This is a genomic window from Gorillibacterium terrae, assembly GCF_051594785.1.
Classification (GTDB): Bacteria; Bacillota; Bacilli; order Paenibacillales; family NBRC-103111; genus Gorillibacterium.
Genome location: NZ_JBPPGI010000002.1, coordinates 298358 through 315188, shown reverse-complemented (window position 1 = coordinate 315188; position 16831 = coordinate 298358). Strand labels below are relative to the sequence as shown.

Sequence of the window (16831 nt, the reverse complement as noted above, 5' to 3'; positions counted from 1 at the left end):
CCTGCATCTCATGGACACGTCATTATCTATTCGCTTAACAGTCAAATAACTCCTGCTTGTTCGCCAAAACTTTTGTCAGAGTTTGTAGAAAGTGCTCCCGATCCTCTTCCGTAAAGGGACGCGGCCCCTTCGTCCGGCCGCCGCCGCGCCGCTTGCGGGCCTGCTCGTTGCGCCGCTCCAGCAAGAAGTCGATCGTCCGGTCCGAGTAGATTTGGCCGCGGTTCGAAAGCGCCACCGCCCGCTTGCCGATGCCGATGGCCGCGAGGCCGAAATCCTGCGTAACGAGAACATCGCCCGGCCGAAGGCGGTTCGCAATGTAGAGGTCGACCGACTGATCGGAGCGATCCACCTGAAACAGGACGACTCCGTCCTGGGGAGCCAACCGGTGGTCGTAGGAGGCGACCATCCAGACGGGAACCCCGAAGGCCCGTCCCGCCGAAGCGATCTCGGCCTTTACCGGGCAAGCATCCGCATCGACGATAATGATTCTTCCCTCTCTATCCATCGCTTACCCACCTGTCCTGACATTCAAGCGAACCCCATTTTTATATATACGACCAAATGGTGAAAACTCCTGCAAAAAGCGAACGGCCTATCGCCTTCCACCGGAAAACGACAGGCTGAATACGATCAGCGGGGGCTAAAAACGGTTTTGAAAATGCTGGTGGTTCGCCCGGTACATATCCTGAATCATGCTGGCGGTTTCCTCCACGGCGCGGTTGCTCACGTCGATGGTCACGCAGCCCAGCCGTTCCATAATGGTGGCGGAGTAGGCCAGCTCCTGCTCGATCCGTTCCAGCTTGGCATAACTGGCCTCGCCGTGCAGACCGAGCGCCTTCAACCGTTCCTTGCGGATGGCGTTCAGCTTGTCCATGCCGATGCGCAGGCCGATGACCTTGCTCTTCGGAATCGTAAACAGCTCCTTCGGCGGCTTCAGCTCGGGAACCAGCGGAACATTGGCGACCTTGAATTTCTTGTTTGCGAGGTACATCGCAAGCGGAGTTTTGGAGGTGCGCGAGACGCCGACGAGCACGATATCGGCCTTCAGCACGCCGGAGGAATCGCGGCCGTCGTCGTACTTCACGGCGAATTCGATCGCTTCCACCCGTTTGAAGTAGTCCTCGTCCAGCTCGTGGATAATGCCCGGCTCGTGGCGGGATTGCTGATGCAAGAGTCCCTCCAGGTTACCGATGATCGGCCCGAGCAGGTCGATGCAGACAATCTTGTGCACGAGCGCCTGCTCCAGCAAATAGTCGCGGAGCTCGGGAACGACCAAGGTGAAGACGATCATGCTTCGGCCGACCTTGGCGCTTTCGACAACCCGGTCGATGCCGCGGCGGTCTTGAATGAAGGTAACGCGGACAATCTGGACGGCGATCGGGGAAAACTGGACGGCGGCCGCGCGAACGGCGGCTTCTCCGGTATCTCCCGCCGAATCGGAGAGGACATAGACGGTTGGCGTCTCAACGGTCATGGCGGTGCTCCTTTCTGGTCTTTCAACTAAACCGGCATGACGGCGGGGTTGGACCAGGCGAGTTTCCGACCGGACACGACAGAACAACCCGTATAAAGGAATACGGATTTCTGGCGCAAACGTTTCATCCGGAATCGTAAAGCCGCCTGCTTTTTTTATACAAAAAAAGCCCTTTCGCCGCCTATGCCGGTACTTCTCCGAGCATAGAGACGGGAGCTTCCTGCGCCCACGGTTCTGCCCGTCTTGGGGTACGGGCTATCATACCAAATTGCTTGGACGTCTGTCAACGGATCTCCCTTGACGGAACGGGAAGTTCCTGAATGTACCAAACGTCGCAGGCGTAGTGCTCCGAACCGGGCAGCGGTGCCGGCAGCGAACGGAATCCGTGTTTTTCATAAAAGCGGTGCGCGCCGGCCATCGACCCCAGCGTCTCCAGGTAACACGCTTTATAGTGCCGCTCGGCGAAATCGAGCGCCGCCTGCAGCAGGAGCGAGCCCGCTCCCGTTCTCCGCGCCTCGGGCAGCAGGTACATCTTCTGCAGCTCGCAAACCTCGCCGGAATCGGCGAACGGTGCAATGCCGCAGCCGCCGAGCACCCGGCCGTCTTCCTCTGCGACCCAGTAGGCTTTGGCTTTCCCGGCCGAAGCGGCGTCGGTCTCTGAACCGGTCGGCTGATAGAAGCGATAGAGGTCGCTCAAGCTGGCATCCGCCCAGGCGAGTCCCTCCCGGTTGCCGCCGAATTCGGTCAGACACTGCCGGATGATCTTCTCGATCGCCTCGTTGTCCTGCGGTTCCAAGCTCCGAATCCGCATCTCTCTCTTCCCCCCTGTCATATTCCGTACTTCTCCATCTGATCCAGGAAATCGCGCGATTTCCATTTGGTCCCCATGTGATAATCCATGAAGGTGCGCATGGCCTCGCGAATCTCCGCTTTGGTATCGGCGGAGACCTCCGTCGAACCCAAGCGGCGCAGGTCCATCCGCTGAAACATCCGCATGAGCCGCAGGGCTTTCCCCGACGGCTTGAGCGCCGCCGGGTCCTTGGAGTGGCATCGGGGGCAGAGAATCCCGCCCTGCAGCACGCTCAGCGCCATCTCGCCTTGGTCGCTTCCGCACGACACGCATTCGTCCAGCTGCGGAAGATAACCGGACAGAGCCAGCATCTTCATCTCCATGACCGCCAGAATAATCGCCGGGTCCTTGTCCTCCTCGATAGCGGACAGCGCAGCCTTTACCTGCTCGAATAAGCCGCCGTTCGGCTCGCGCTCGGGCGTGAGCCGTTCGACCAGCTCCGCCAGATACGCCGAATAAGCCGCCTTGTGCAGGTCCTCGCGGAGCGCACGATGCGGCTCAATCGTTTCCCCTTGATTAAGCGTCCCCATCTGCCCCGAACCGAAGAAAATGACATATTCTCCATAGGTAAAGGGCTGGGTTACGGCGGCCAGCCGGCTCTTCACCTTCTTGGCGCCGCGGGCCATGACGCTGATCTTGCCCATGCGGTCCGTCAACAGCGAAAGAATCCGGTGGCCTTCCCCGTAATCCATCGAGCGGACGACGATTCCTTCTACATGCTCCAGCACTGCTTCCACTCCCGTACGGTTGGCCCTTGCGGGCTCGCTTGATTAATAAGAAGGCTCGGGGTCGGATACCGAGAAGGAAACCTCCTCCCGGATTTCCTCCGCCCGGTCATCATCGCTTTCATTGTCGTTTTTATATAGCAAATAGGCATCAACATTTCCTGTATTGTGGAAGTATTGCCAGTAAAACTCTTTCATCATTCCCATCCTCCCCATTTGAATTCATGATGATAAGCGCCTCTCCCGTTCCAGCCAAACACCGGACGCTGGAGAGGTACTGGATAGTATTCGAATGATCGAGAGCCATTAACCGGGAAACGACCCCAGGAAATGCTGGCAGCGGACCCATCCGGTTCCGGCGGCAGCCCTGCCGCCCCCATTCTTGCTAAGGGGCAAGCAACGAGCTACTCCTCCCGGAAACCGAGGTCGCGAAGCAGCCGGTCCTGGTTGCGCCAGTCCTTCTTCACCTTCACCCAGAGCTCCAGGAAGGTCTTCGACCCGAGCAGCGTCTCGATATCCGCCCGCGCCAACTGGCCGATCTGCTTGAGCAGGGCGCCCTGCTTGCCGATCACAATCCCTTTCTGGGAATCGCGTTCGACGAAGATGACGGCTCCGATCCGGACCAGTCCATTCTTCTCCACCGACATCGACTCGATGGTGACGGCGATGGAATGCGGCACTTCCTCCCGGGTCAATTGAAGGATCTTCTCGCGGATCAGCTCCGCCACAACGAACTGCTCGGGGTGGTCGGTGACCTGATCCGCCGGGTAATATTGCGGTCCCTCCGGCAAGTATTTGCCTACCTGCTCCAAGAGCGTATTCACGTTGTTTCCGAGCAGGGCCGATACGGGAACAATTTCCGCAAAGGCATACAGATCCTTATAGGAAGCAATGATCGGCAGCAGCGCATCCGGCTGGACCTGGTCGATCTTGTTCACCACCAGGATGACCGGCGTGTTCACGCTTTTCAGCCGTTCGATGATGAAGCGGTCTCCCCCGCCCAGTTCTTCCGTCGCATTGACGAGGAAGAGGATGGCATCCACCTCCTGAAGGGTTCCTTCCGCCACCTTGACCATGTAATCGCCCAGCTTGTGCTGCGGTTTATGTATGCCGGGCGTATCCAGGAATACGATCTGCAGGGAGTCCGTCGTATAGACCCCGTGGATTTTGTTGCGTGTCGTCTGCGGCTTGTCCGACATGATCGCCACCTTCTGGCCAATCACTTGGTTCATCAGCGTCGACTTGCCTACATTCGGGCGGCCGACGATGGCGACGAAGCCGGAGCGGTAAGGAGTTCGGGTCTCGGCGCGGTCGCGCCGGTTGGTCTCGTTGGTCATGGAATCCTCCTAGGTTTACTTAACCCGATCGAACGGGTCTGCATCATCCTCCGGCAAAAGAAACGCGCCGGGGAGAAGCGCACCGACCGTTGTCTCGGTGCGGTCGCCCTTCAGGTTGGTCAGGATGACGGGCATCTCCGGCCCGCAAAGCTCGATCAGCACCTGGCGGCAGACGCCGCACGGGGTAATTGGCAGTTCCGTGTCGCCGGTGACGGCGATCGCCCGAAAGCTGCGCGGCGATTGGCCGTCGGCGATGGCGCGGAACAAGGCGGTCCGCTCGGCGCAATTCGTCGGGCCGAGGGCGCCGTTCTCGACGTTGCAGCCGAGGTGGACGCTGCCGTCGGCGGCGAGCAGAGCGCTGCCCACCTTGAAATGCGAATAAGGGACATACGCCCGCTCGCGCACGAGCTTCGCCTCGGCGATCAGGCGGTCTTTTTCCTCGTTGGACAAGGGGTTGCGATTCATGGCGTGATTCCTCCCGGGTTAAAGCGTTAACGTCAATCGACTGAGTTCGAACAGCAGCAGGGTGATGGCGATGCCGACGGCCGCTCCGAAGAGGAGTCCCGGAAGCGTGCGCGTCTTTCGCCGGTATAACAGCAAGAGAAACAGAAACGCCATGAACGCCGCGAGAAAGGCCGGAAGCGTCTGGGTGGAGCTGATGGCAATCAGCGTCGCGAGCGAGGCGGCGACGCCGGAGAGCAGGCTCGGCCGCAGGAACAGGGTCCGGCCGAAGCGACTCTCGGCGACGATCACCGTGAGCAGGACGAGCAGCAGGTAGATCCACACCGATTCGATCGACAGCGTGCGGCTCGGGCCTTGCACGGCGTGGAGCCAGCGCTCCACCGGCCGGTAGAAGACGGCGATGCCGACGGCGATGGCAAAGACCGCGGCAACCAGAACGGCGGCCGCGGCGGTATCCTTGGCAATCTTGGCGAGCGGGTGCCGTTCCGGCATGGCCAGATCCACCGTCTTCTCGATCGCCGTGTTGATGAGCTCCGTGACGATCACCAGCGTGATGGCCAGGAGAAGGAACAGGAGATGCGTCGGGTTAATGCGGAAGAACACCGCCGAAATGACGACCACAAAGGACGCGAAAAAGTGGATCTTCATGTTCGGCTGGCTGGCCAGGGCATACTTTACCCCTTCGTAGGCATAGTGCAGGCTGCGAAGAAACCGCGGCCCGGACCTCACCGGACGAGCCCTGCCTTCGCCAGAATTTCCTCCTGCTTCGCGAACATTTCCTTCTCTTCGTCCGGTCCCTGTTCATGATCATACCCGATCAAATGCAGGAAACCGTGCACGAACAGGAAGCCGAGCTCCCGCTCCGGCGAATGGCCGTACTCCTCGGCCTGCGCGAGCGCCCTCTCCACGGAGATGACGATGTCGCCCAACGGCTCCTCCTCGTCGAAGTCCTCGGGAGCGCCGCCGTCCTCGTCCGACAGCTCCTCCAGATCGGAGTAGTCGATCTCCGGCTCTTCGATGCTGTCGTCCAGCATCGGGAAGGAAAGCACGTCGGTGGCTTTATCCTTTCCCCGGTACTCTTCGTTCAGCCGCCGGATTTCCTCGTCGTCGACGAAGGTCAGCGCCACCTCGCCGTGCTCGATGTCCTCCTGCCGGCCGGCGATGGCGAGCAGCTCCGTGAGCTGCCCGATGAGTTCCTCGCGGATCGGATAGCGATCCTGCTCGTCGTTCCATACCAATTGCAATGCCATGGCTTATGCTCCTCCTTTGGGTTCCGCGGCCGATGGGACAGGCGGCTCTGCCCCGGCCGTTCCCGGCGGACTGTCGCTCCCCCGTTTCGGGAGATCGGCCGGGTATTCGATGCGCGAATGAAAGATGCCGAGCAGCGCTTCTTTAAGCGCCCGGGAGATCGTATCCAGCTCGCGGATCGTCAGGTCGCATTCGTCGAACTGGCCGTCGTCCATCCGGTCCTTGACGATCTTGCGCACCATGTTGTCGATCTGTTCGATCGTCGGCGACTTCAGCGAGCGCACGGCCGCTTCGACGCAGTCGGCGATGCCGACAATGGCGGCTTCCCGGCTCTGCGCCTTCGGTCCCGGATAGCGGTAATCCGCCTCCGTCACCGGACGCTCGGGATTTTCCCCCTGCTGCTTGAGCGCCTTGTAATAGAAGAATTTCAGCAGGGTGGTGCCGTGATGCTGCTCGGCGATATCGCGGATCGCCTTCGGGATGTTGTAGTCCAGCAGCATCTCCACGCCGTCGCGGGGATGAGCGGTGATGATCGACATGCTGAGCCCCGGGTCGATCTCGTCGTGCGGGTTCTCCATGTTCATCTGATTCTCGATGAAATAGCTCGGGCGCTTCGTCTTGCCCATGTCGTGATAATACGAGCCGACCCGGCACAGCAGCCCGTCGGCGCCGATCGCCTCGGCCGCCGCTTCCGACAGATTGCCCACCATGATGCTGTGGTGGTACGTGCCCGGGGTTTCCGTCAGCAGCTTGCGCAGCAGCGGGTGGTTCGGGTTGGACAGCTCCACCAGCTTCAGCGGCGAGAGAATGCCGAAGGCGGTTTCGAAGAACGGAATCAGCCCGAAGACGAGAATCGCCGTGATGATTCCGCTGCTGAACGCGTAGACCACCGAATACGCCAACCGGTCGTAGTTGCCTTCCATGAGGGCCAGCGAAGCTACGGCGATGCAGGCGAAGGCCGAGATGACGAGCCCCGATTTCAGGATCGCCGCCCGGTTGCCGACGCGGGCGAACGAATAGACGGCCGTCAGGCAACTGACCAGCGCGACGAAGCCGAAGCGGAAATCGAAGAGCTGATCGGGTTCGGTGCTGAATACAATCGCCGACAAGAAACCGAACACGATGGACAGGGCGAGGGCAATCCGCGAATCGATCAGAATGACGGTGAGCAGCACGCCCATCGCCACCGGCGCCAGGTACCCCACCATCGGGTACTCCAGGTTCTGGCCGAGCGCAACGAGGCGCAGGCCGGCCGCGGTCAGCACGAACAGGATCGTCAGCATCAGCAGTTGGACGTTCGGCGCCGCGCTGCCTTTCGTGCTCCGCTTGACCTGCACCAGGAGCAGCAGGGTGGAGAGCAGGACGAAGATGGCGAGACCGAAGGCGGGCCGGTAGTTCTTTTGCTTGTGCAAAAGCCCGGCCTTCTCCAGTCGCTCATACAGCGCCTGGTTGATCGGTTCGCCCTTGCGGATCAGCACGTCGCCCCGTTCGATATACACCGGTTCGGTGCTTTCGCGCGCGGCGATGCGCGCCTTCTCCGTCGCCGCCGCATCGTAAAAGCGGTTGGGCAGAAGGCTGAACTTGGCCAGCTCCTGCACCAGCTCCCGCTGAGTGTTCTTGGTCAGCGGAGAAGAATTGACCATGCCGGTGACCTTCATCCGGACAGCCGAGATATCGGTGTTGCCCTCCACCATCAGCCGGGAGACGATATCCCGGGTGACCGGCTCCATGGCCGCGAGGTCGTCCGCGGTCAGCCGGGGGAGCTTATACAGCCCTTCCTCCGAGAAGGTATACTGCTGCTCCGAGAGCTGCTTCCTCATCTCTTCGGTCAGCTTGTCGTTATCTTCCCCCGGTTCGACGGCGGTCACCAGGGAATCCGCATGCTCCTCGTAGACCCGGGGAATCACGGACCGGTAGTAGCTGACCTTCTCTTCGAATTTCATCTCGCTGTCGGTTACGGCGAACTCCAGCTTGTCGAACAAGTCCTGGACCAGCTCGTCGGCATGCACCGAGACGGCCCGGTTAACCGGAGCTACCTTCTGCGCCGCTTCCTCGCGGGCCTTCTCCGTGCCGATCTCGTCCTTGATCTGCTTAGGGGCGACGATAGTGACGGCGCTGACCGTGTTCGGTTGAATATCGTAGGTTTTGGGAACGACGTGATCCACGAGCGACATGTAGCTGACAAGCGCGATTAAGGCGTACAAAAAAAAGCGGATGAAGGGGCTTTGCTTCCAGCCGTTCATCCATTGCGGATTTGTGCGTTTGACGCCAGCGTTATGGTTCATGGAGCGGGCCTTCTTTCCGTTACAAGCTATCCTTGCTTCTCCGAGTCTTCGTTGTAGGCCGTGATGATCTTCTGGACAAGGGTATGGCGGACGACATCCTGTTCCGAAAAATAGGTGAAACCGATCTCTTCGATGCCGCGGAGAATCCGTTCCGCCTCGACCAGACCGGAGCGTTTGCCCCGCGGCAGGTCGATCTGGGTGATGTCCCCGGTGATCACCATCTTCGAGCCGAAGCCGAGCCGGGTGAGGAACATCTTCATCTGTTCGGGCGTCGTGTTCTGCGCTTCATCCAAAATAATGAACGAATCCTCCAGCGTCCGTCCCCGCATGTAGGCGAGGGGAGCGATCTCAATGAGGCCCCGTTCCAGGGATTTGACGAACTGCTCGGGACCCAGGACGTCGTTAAGTGCATCATACAACGGCCTCAAATAGGGGTCAACCTTTTCCTGGAGGTCGCCCGGCAGGAAGCCGAGGCTCTCGCCGGCCTCGACGGCCGGCCGGGTCAGCACGATGCGCTTGACCTGTCCTTCCTTTAAGGCGGAGACGGCAAGCACCACCGCCAGGTAGGTTTTGCCCGTTCCCGCCGGCCCGATGCCGAAGACGATGTCCGTCTTCTTGATCTGGCCGACATACTGCTTTTGACCGATGGTCTTTATGCGAATCGGCTTGCCCCGGTACGTGACGGCGATGTCGCCCTTGAAGAGCTCGAGCAGTTGGTCGGCTTGGCCGTCCTTCGCCAGCTCCATCGCGTAGACAATGTCCCGTTCGGACAGCGCGTAGTGATTGCGGATGAGTTCGAGCAGCACGCGGAACAGCTGCTCCAAGGCTTCCACCTCGCGGGGAGCGCCCTCAAGGGTCAATTCTTCCTCGCGGGAGTAAATCCGGACGGCGGTTTCCCGTTCGATCAAGTGAAGAAACCGGTCCTGCGGGCCGAATAGCGCCAGCCCTTCGGCCATGTTGCCGAGTGTGATCTTGGCTGTGACGGTTGGTTGGTTCAAAAGGCTCCTTCTCCTCGCTTTCGATGACTGTCGGTTCTTCCCAAGTGTAATGGATTTAAGGGGCACTATGCAAGATTAGCCCGGCGGCCGCCGGGCTAAGGAAGGAATGCGGGGGATCAGGGAGCCTCCACCAGGGCCAATTGGGACGTGATTTCCTCTTCCACCTCGAAATGCACCTTCAGGTGCAGCTTGCCGTCCTTCGCCTCGCGGGCCAACACCTTCTCGCCGGCGACCCGCGCTCCCTCCCCCGTCCGCAGCAGGAGATCGTCGCGGGCCCGCTTGAGGCCGGCCGCCTCCGCCTCGGCGGCGCTCAGGGCATAGACCTGTTCTTCGCTCTCGCGGACGGTCTCCTTGAGCCAGCCGAAGGGCAGCCGGAAGCGTCCGATGCTGAGCATCTTCGGGGTGCCCGTGGCGACGGAATGGGCATACTGCCCCTTCCGGTAACCGGTGATCTGGAGCGCCCGTTTGCCGACGATAAGGTATGACTTCTCAATCGAGTCGCCGGTATAGGTCCGATGCACCTGTTCCATCGGCACCGTGATCGTCGATTCGTACCAGACCAGCCCAAACACCTTCCCCGTCGCCGGCACCCACTTGCGGTTCTCTCCTTCCCCGAGCTCGCCGGATACGAGGAGCTGCCCTTTGCGCACGTAGGTGTTGGGCAGCACCATCGGCCTTCCTTTTTCCGCATAGATCTTCGTCACCAGCGCGTTCTTCTTCGCGACCAAGTGGCGGGGACTGACGAGCGGCTTGTCCTCCGGACGCGTTGTCTCGACCACACGGATGCGGATCGTCGTTCCCTTGCGCTCCACCCCGACCCAGGTGGCGTCCGGCAGCCGGGCGAGCAGCCCGCGGGCCAGCTCGTCCAATCCCTTCAGCCGGAACGTCCATTGATGAAGGTAGATCCCTTCCTGCCGGGCGGCCGCCAGCACGGTCTCGTTGGCCAGCTTTTCGGTGCCGGTGACCTCGACCCTCCAGACCAGCGAAGTGAGCAGAAACAGGCCGATGAGAAAGCCTGCGGCTCCGAGCAGGAAGACCTTGCGCCGCAGAACGCGCTTGAGCACGAAGGGAAAGCCGCAGCGCTTCTCCACATGAACGCGGCAGCCTGTCCGTTTCAAAATCGGCCGCAAGCGAAAAAAATCGTCCAAATCCAGCTTCAGCTTCCCTTGTCCCGGCGCCGTCAGCCGGACATCCCAGAGGCGGAGCCCTTCCCGGGCCGCTTCGTTGAGAAATTCCTCTACCCTTCCACCCCGCAGCGACAAGACCACATAACCGCGCAGATCGGCAAGCATTGGCGCACGCACAGGCATTCGCTCCTATCTGGGCACATAATGGATATCCCGAATCGTTCCTTCGATGAACACCTCTTCCGGCAGAATGGCCCGGATGACCAACTCGCTTCCCTCGATGCGGATTTCCCCGGCGGTTAAGGCCAGCTGCAGCTCGTTCGGCGCGAAGTGAAGGACGCCCCGGTGATTTTCGATATAGAGCTGGCGGTTCCCGATCATGGTGATGCGGGGCAGATCATGGATCACGTCTTCCGGGACATCGAGCACGGATGCGGCGAACGTATGGATTCTGCGTTTTAGTCGTCCCATGGAACGCTCCTCCCCTTCCGCCGCCAGGCGGCATTCCCTAATTTCTATGAAGCGCCAAGCAAAACTATGACCGGATGCGCCAGTTGGCCAAAATGTTGAAATAGGAGGCTATCGGAACTGTCGCAGGCTGTCGTATAATGAGACTATTATCCTATTTTTGGTATAGGGAAGAGAGTGGAGAGTGATCTAGCCCATGATGTGGAAGGAAAAATACACGCTCGGAGTCGACCTTATCGACGCCCAGCACATGGAGCTGTTCGAGCGGGTGGAGAGCTTTATGCTGGTTCTGCGTTCGAAGGAGCCGTGGGAGTCCAAGGTGGAGAAGGTGAAGGAGACGCTTGACTTTATGAAGGAGTACGTGGTCAAGCATTTTCACGACGAGGAGGCCTATCAGAAAAAGGTTTGCTATCCCGATTGCGAGCATCACTGCCAGGTTCACGCCCAGTTCACCGCGGAGGTCGGCGAGTTCGTCCGGCTGTTCGAGGAGCAGGGGTACCAGGAACCGCTGGTGCAAAAGTTCGCCGGCAAGCTCCTGGCTTGGCTGATCAACCATGTGGCGGCGACCGACCAGAAAATCGCCGATTACGTCCACCGATTGGAGGAGCAGGCATGACCGACTTCGTTCATCCTTTCTTTAAAGCGACCCAGGAAGTATTCCGGCTGATGCTCGATTTGGAAATTGAGAAGAGCGCGGTTCCTTCGGAAGAGGAAGGGCTCCGCAACAAGGCCGTTTACGTCAGCATCGGCATCGTCGGCGACCTGGAGGGCAGCATCAATTACTGCTTTCCGGAAAGCATGACGCTGGAGATGGTCCGCATCCTCTCCGGCATGGAGATGGCGGAGCTGGACGATTTCGTGGCTTCCGCACTGAGCGAAATGGTCAACATCATCAGCGGCAACGCCGTCACCGACCTGTTTGTGAGCCAGTACACCTGCGACATCCTGCCTCCGGCCGTCGAAGTGTCCGACCGCCGCGCCGATTGGGGCGAATCCGGCAAACTGCTGCGGCTGGAAACCGCCATCGGCCCGATGGAAGTCGACATCCGGCTCTCCCGGACGAAGAGCGCCTGAGTGTTTGCGCATTCGATAGAATAGTTTGCAGGAGGCCGGGAAACCGGCCTTTTTACATGCTAACCGACGAGCGGACAGTTAGAAAATACAAAAAGCACCCGGTTAAGGGTGCTTTTTTGGGGCGTCCGATCAAAAGACCTAATTACTGAAGTTGTTGTTGAACGATTTGGTTCACAAGCTTACCGTCGGCGCGGCCTTTTACCTTCGGCATCAACGCGCTCATCACCTTGCCCATATCCGCTTTGGAAGAAGCGCCTGTTTCTTGGATGGTCTGCCGCACAATGGCTTGAACTTCCTCTTCCGTCAACTGCTGCGGAAGGTACGCGGCGATGATGGCGATCTCCGCTTGCGCGGATTCCGCCAGATCGTCCCGGCCAGCTTTCTGAAACTCCTGGAGGGCGTCTCTGCGTTGTTTGATTTCTCGATTCAGGATATCCAAAACTTCATTGTCATCCAACGTTTTACGCTGATCGATTTCTATATTCTTAATCGCCGAACGAACCATACGGATTACGGAGAGTTTGAATTTGTCCTGGCTCTTCATCGCTTGCTTCATGTCTTCGTTCAATTGCTCGTTTAAGGTCATTGTAGGCTAAGTCCTCCTAGAACTTGCGCTTACGGGCAGCCTCAGACTTCTTTTTGCGTTTGACGCTAGGCTTCTCATAGTGCTTGCGCTTTTTGACTTCGGCCAAGACGCCATCCTTCGCAATAGAGCGCTTGAAGCGCCGAAGAGCAGCATCAATGGTTTCGTTTTTGCGTACTTTTGTTTCCGACACCAGATTTCCCTCCCTCCGAACAGACCGTCCAAGACGAATAACACACGGTTATCAAATTACATTATAGAGGAAAGGAAAACCCAGTGTCAACCAAGACTGCGAGAAAATCGAACCGGCCACTCAATGCGTCATTCCGAGCTTCTTGCCTCCCAGCAAATGGAAGTGCAAATGAGGAATCACCTGGCCTGCGTCCGGCCCACAATTGTTGACGAGCCGATAGCCGGTTTCGGCGATGCCGAGCTCCCGGGCCGCCGTCCGGGCCGCCCGGTGAATGGCGACGATGGCCTCGGCGTGTTCGTCCCCCACCTCGTTCATGGAGGCGATGTGCCGCTTCGGAATAATGAGGGCATGGACCGGCGCGGCGGGCTGGTTGTCATGGAAGACCAGCACCTCGTCGTCCTCGAATATTTTTTGGCAGGGGGAGTCCCCCGCGATAATCTGACAAAACACGCAATCCTTCACGGCCCTTTCCTCCTTCATGCCGCTCCCGACGGGAGCTGTTTCTATTCTAGCAGTATGAAGCCATCCGACCCTTTTGCGCAAACGGCGGCTGGTGCAAACTGGCATTGACGCGTAGACGGATATTGTCTCCCCCGGTATAATATTCATGTAAGCAACAAGAAGGAGGCCACCCAGCATGAAGACAGCCGTCATTGGAGGGGGACTCGCCGGGCTCACCGCGGCAGCCTATCTTTCGGAATCGGACCGGGCTCACGGAGTGTTGTACGAGCGCAGCCCCCATTTGGGAGGACGCGCATTCACCTATGAAAAGAACGGATTTATTCTGAATTACGGCGCTCATGCCATCTACGGCGTCGACCGCCACGATCTGACGGAAATCGGCAACGAGCTCAAGCTGTCCTTCGACAGCAAGGAAGTTGACAAGCGCCGGGTCATGTACACGAAGAGCGGACAGACGACCGAAGCGCCGCTCGACTTCGTCAATCTGGTGAAGACCGACCTGCTGACGCCTATCCAAAAGGTGCGGTTCGTCGGAGAGATCACGTCGATGATAGCCCAGATTCACAAGCTGAAGCATTACCCTACGCTCGGAGACTATCTTCGCGAATCCAAAGCCGACGAGGAGATCAAGGAGCTGTGGGAGCATCTGGTCTGCTCCAACTTCTTCATCTCGCCGGAGGATGCCAGGAAGGTGTCCGGCTCGGTCATCAGCGACTATTACCACAATCTGTTCCTGTCGCGGCGTCCGGTGAATTACGTCCTCGGAAGCTGGGCGGTGATCACCGAGGAACTGCGGCGGAAGATCGAGGAATCCGGCCGATTCTCCATTCGGCTCAAGGACCCCGTCGAAGAAATTATCCCCGAGAACGGCCGATTCCGGCTGCGCAGCAAAACAGATGAAACCGTTTTCGACCAGGTCGTGCTGGCCATGCCGATTCAGCAAATCGCCAAGCTGCTCGCCGGAACCCCCTGGGCTCCGCACCTCGCGAAATACGAGAATAACACGCCAACGGAAGTGATGGTGTACGACATCGGACTAAGCGAAGTCGTCGCCCGCCCTTTTACCTACATCAGCGACATGGACAACAAGATGTTCATCAGCGACGTGTCCGCCACCGATCCCGGCTTGGTGCCGACGGGCGGCCAACTGCTGCAAGGCATCGCTTACCTGGCCGACCATTTCGACCGGGACGAAGACCGCAACGCCTACCTGGACGGCAAGCAGAGCCAGATGGAAAGCCTGTTCGACCGCTATTATCCCGGCTGGCGCGATTTTGTCCAAGTGAAGCGAGTCTCCAAGAAAGCGATGGTCGCAAGCGTCAAGAACACGGCGGACAACGAGCTGCTGCCGGTCCAGGTGCCGCAGGTTCCTTTCTATTTCTGCGGCGACGGATGCGTCGGCAAAGGCGAGCTGGCGGAACGCTCCTTCTCGAGCGCCCGAACCGCCGCACGCCTGCTTCTGGGCGAAGCCGCTACGGCAAAGCCTTGATATCGGACCCGCCCTTCAAAAGCCGCGCGATCCCCGCATCCGCCGGAGGTCGTGCGGCTTTTTTACAGGCGGTGTGCAACGGACGGATGGTCCGGGGAGACAAAATAAGCTATACTTAACCAAACGATGTAAATTCTTCCCTTGAGGTGCGTCTATGGGGTTCAAGAGCGGCAAAACCTTTTCCATCAGCCATTTTTTGATTCCCCTTCTCCTGGTCGGTCTGTCTGCCCTCTCTTCCGTTGCTCCCGGCCTCCTGCTTGTCACCGTCACCTTCATCTCGTTGGGCTGGGCTTTCGTCCTCGTCTGGCTGTCGTTCAAGCATCCGCGAACGCATGCCTTCATCCGCTGGAACGATTACGCGCTGTTTCTGTTCGTCGACTTCGCGGTCTTGACTTTGATTTTCCTCCTGCCCGATTGGGACGCATTGACGAGCCCGATCTGGATGATTTTGCCTTATATCCTGCTGTACGCCTCCGAGCTCGGCTCCCGGTACGCCTTGTACATGAGCGGCTGTTCCCTGGCCGCGCTTCTGATCGCCAACGGCTCGCAAAAAGACCTTTTTCCGCACCGGGAGCTCCTCATCGCTGCGCTGCTCGGCGCGGCCATGGTCTACTTCGTCGGACGGCGGACGGACAGCCTGCAGAAACTTGCGTATCGCGATCCTTTGACCGGTCTGTATAACCGTTCCATGTTCGTGGACCAGTTGGCCGTATCCGCCGAAGCGGTCAACGGCAAAGGCATGCAGCTCGGGCTGCTGTTCCTGGATCTGGATCAGTTCAAGTACGTCAACGATACCATGGGCCACAGCCTGGGGGACAGCCTGCTCACGATGGTGGCGGGCCGGATCAAGCAGGTTCTGCCGGACGACGCGCTGTTCGCCCGCATGGGCGGCGACGAATTCACCATCCTGCTGCCCGAGATCAAGCACACGGATCGGGCGGCCGAGATCGCGGAAGCGATTCTCCATGTGATGCGGCAGTCGTTTCCGCTGAACCATCAGGAAATCTTCGTGACCATGAGCATCGGCATCTCGGTCTATCCGGAAGACGGAGCAGACCCCGAGGCGCTGATGAAGAACGCCGACACGGCGATGTACCGGGCCAAGGAACAGGGGCGGAACAACTACCAATTCTATTCCCCCGTCATCGACTCCCACGGGCATCGCCGGCTTAAGATGGAGACGATGCTCCGCCACGCCCTGGAACGGGAGGAATTCCTGCTGCTCTATCAGCCCCGGCTGGACCCGCGCACAGGCGAACTGGTCTGTGTGGAAGCCTTGGTCCGGTGGATTCATCCCGAGTTCGGGCTCTTGCCCCCCTCGGAATTCATTCCGCTCGCCGAGGACACCGGCCTGATCGTTCCCCTCGGGGAGCAGGTGCTGCGTCTCGCCTGCAAGCAACGGAGCCGGTGGGTGGCGCAGGGCTTTCCCGAATTCAACGTCAGCGTCAATCTCTCGGCGCGCCAATTCCGCCAGACCGACCTGCCCGAGACGATCGCCAAGGTCTTGAAGGAATTTGGACTCGGCCCCGAATGGCTGGAGCTGGAGATTACCGAGACGGCCGCCATGCAGGATGTGCATTTCGCCGCCCTCATGATGCGCGTGCTGAAGGAAATGGACCTGCGGATCGCCATCGACGATTTCGGGACCGGCTATTCGTCCCTGAATTACCTCAAACGGTTTCCGATCGACGTAATCAAGATCGACCGGTCGTTCATTAAAGGGATCGAACAGGAGCCCGACGACGCCGCCATCGTCCATGCGATCATCGCGATGGCGCAGACGATGAAGCTGCAGGTCACCGCGGAAGGCGTCGAGACGCCGGAGCAGTATGAATACTTAAAAATGCTCGGCTGCGACGAAATTCAAGGCTTTTACGTAGGCCAGCCGATGAATGCCCAACAGCTCGGGGAGTGGCTCTCCCGCATGTCCGAGCTCGGCATCGCTTGAAGCGGCAGCGATGAATGCGAAAACGCGCCATGCAAACCATTCCGATATAACGCCAACAGGGCCTTCCCGGGAACATGCCCCGGAAGCGGCCCTGTTGCGCAGACTAAA

General features: G+C 59.3%; 19 protein-coding genes and 1 pseudogene. 4 read left to right on the top strand and 16 right to left on the bottom strand.

The features are described 5' to 3' along the window. Nucleotides 1-34: 34 nt before the first annotated feature. The 13 genes from ACSEXS_RS11495 to yqfC form a co-directional block, all read right to left on the bottom strand. Entirely contained in the window at nt 35-505 is a 471-nt protein-coding gene (locus ACSEXS_RS11495; protein ID WP_438433366.1) for a YaiI/YqxD family protein, read from the bottom strand. Nucleotides 506-640: 135 nt separating this feature from the next. After that, on the bottom strand, nt 641-1474 hold the full coding sequence (locus ACSEXS_RS11490) for a pyruvate, water dikinase regulatory protein (protein ID WP_438433365.1): 834 nt from the start codon (nt 1472-1474) through the stop codon (nt 641-643). 283 nt (nt 1475-1757) lie between these two features. Further along, nucleotides 1758-2285, bottom strand: coding sequence for a GNAT family N-acetyltransferase (locus ACSEXS_RS11485; protein WP_438433364.1), 528 nt, complete (start codon nt 2283-2285; stop codon nt 1758-1760). A gap of 17 nt (nt 2286-2302) precedes the next feature. Then, nucleotides 2303-3052 (bottom strand): DNA repair protein RecO, encoded by a 750-nt coding sequence (gene recO / locus ACSEXS_RS11480; RefSeq protein WP_438433363.1) that lies wholly within the window; start codon nt 3050-3052, stop codon nt 2303-2305. Nucleotides 3053-3094: 42 nt separating this feature from the next. Then, nucleotides 3095-3250 (bottom strand): YqzL family protein, encoded by a 156-nt coding sequence (locus tag ACSEXS_RS11475; RefSeq protein WP_438433362.1) that lies wholly within the window; start codon nt 3248-3250, stop codon nt 3095-3097. Between the two features lie 203 nt (nt 3251-3453). Next, nucleotides 3454-4386, bottom strand: coding sequence for a GTPase Era (gene era, locus ACSEXS_RS11470; RefSeq protein WP_438433361.1), 933 nt, complete (start codon nt 4384-4386; stop codon nt 3454-3456). Nucleotides 4387-4401: 15 nt separating this feature from the next. Continuing rightward, entirely contained in the window at nt 4402-4851 is a 450-nt protein-coding gene (locus tag ACSEXS_RS11465; protein WP_438433360.1) for a cytidine deaminase, read from the bottom strand. A gap of 18 nt (nt 4852-4869) precedes the next feature. Continuing rightward, nucleotides 4870-5577: a diacylglycerol kinase family protein gene (locus tag ACSEXS_RS11460; RefSeq protein WP_438433359.1), complete on the bottom strand. Its 708-nt coding sequence runs from the start codon at nt 5575-5577 to the stop codon at nt 4870-4872. Continuing rightward, the gene (ybeY, locus tag ACSEXS_RS11455) at nt 5574-6098 is read right to left on the bottom strand and encodes an rRNA maturation RNase YbeY (protein WP_438433358.1); all 525 of its coding nucleotides are present in this window, start codon (nt 6096-6098) and stop codon (nt 5574-5576) included. The genes ACSEXS_RS11460 and ybeY overlap by 4 nt, the downstream gene beginning before the upstream one ends. Before the next feature lie 3 nt (nt 6099-6101). Beyond that, on the bottom strand, nt 6102-8381 hold the full coding sequence (locus ACSEXS_RS11450) for an HD family phosphohydrolase (RefSeq protein ID WP_438433357.1): 2280 nt from the start codon (nt 8379-8381) through the stop codon (nt 6102-6104). A gap of 26 nt (nt 8382-8407) precedes the next feature. Next, entirely contained in the window at nt 8408-9337 is a 930-nt protein-coding gene (locus ACSEXS_RS11445; protein ID WP_438433587.1) for a PhoH family protein, read from the bottom strand. Nucleotides 9338-9495: 158 nt separating this feature from the next. Continuing rightward, nucleotides 9496-10683, bottom strand: a complete 1188-nt coding sequence (yqfD, locus tag ACSEXS_RS11440) for a sporulation protein YqfD (RefSeq protein WP_438433356.1) — start codon at nt 10681-10683, stop codon at nt 9496-9498. Nucleotides 10684-10695: 12 nt separating this feature from the next. After that, nucleotides 10696-10977: a sporulation protein YqfC gene (gene yqfC / locus ACSEXS_RS11435; RefSeq protein ID WP_438433355.1), complete on the bottom strand. Its 282-nt coding sequence runs from the start codon at nt 10975-10977 to the stop codon at nt 10696-10698. 193 nt (nt 10978-11170) lie between these two features. Here yqfC and ACSEXS_RS11430 point away from each other — a divergent pair, with 193 nt between their 5' ends. Next, complete coding sequence (locus tag ACSEXS_RS11430; protein WP_438433354.1) at nt 11171-11590, top strand: bacteriohemerythrin; 420 nt, start codon at nt 11171-11173, stop codon at nt 11588-11590. Then, complete coding sequence (locus tag ACSEXS_RS11425) at nt 11587-12048, top strand: chemotaxis protein CheX (protein ID WP_438433353.1); 462 nt, start codon at nt 11587-11589, stop codon at nt 12046-12048. The genes ACSEXS_RS11430 and ACSEXS_RS11425 overlap by 4 nt, the downstream gene beginning before the upstream one ends. A 142-nt stretch (nt 12049-12190) precedes the next feature. Here ACSEXS_RS11425 and ACSEXS_RS11420 read toward each other — a convergent pair whose 3' ends face one another. From ACSEXS_RS11420 to ACSEXS_RS11410, 3 genes are all read right to left on the bottom strand, one after another. Further along, entirely contained in the window at nt 12191-12634 is a 444-nt protein-coding gene (locus ACSEXS_RS11420; RefSeq protein ID WP_438433352.1) for a GatB/YqeY domain-containing protein, read from the bottom strand. Nucleotides 12635-12650: 16 nt separating this feature from the next. Beyond that, a complete protein-coding gene (rpsU, locus tag ACSEXS_RS11415; RefSeq protein ID WP_005547957.1) occupies nt 12651-12824 on the bottom strand; it encodes a 30S ribosomal protein S21 in 174 nt (57 codons plus the stop codon). 120 nt (nt 12825-12944) lie between these two features. Next, nucleotides 12945-13286: a histidine triad nucleotide-binding protein gene (locus ACSEXS_RS11410; protein WP_438433351.1), complete on the bottom strand. Its 342-nt coding sequence runs from the start codon at nt 13284-13286 to the stop codon at nt 12945-12947. Between the two features lie 175 nt (nt 13287-13461). On the opposite strand from ACSEXS_RS11410, the pseudogene ACSEXS_RS11405 reads away from it, so the two are divergent. Beyond that, a pseudogene (locus tag ACSEXS_RS11405) lies at nt 13462-14775 on the top strand (FAD-dependent oxidoreductase); the annotation flags it as partial. Between the two features lie 154 nt (nt 14776-14929). Then, complete coding sequence (locus tag ACSEXS_RS11400; protein WP_438433350.1) at nt 14930-16723, top strand: putative bifunctional diguanylate cyclase/phosphodiesterase; 1794 nt, start codon at nt 14930-14932, stop codon at nt 16721-16723. The last annotated feature ends 108 nt before the right edge of the window (nt 16724-16831 follow it).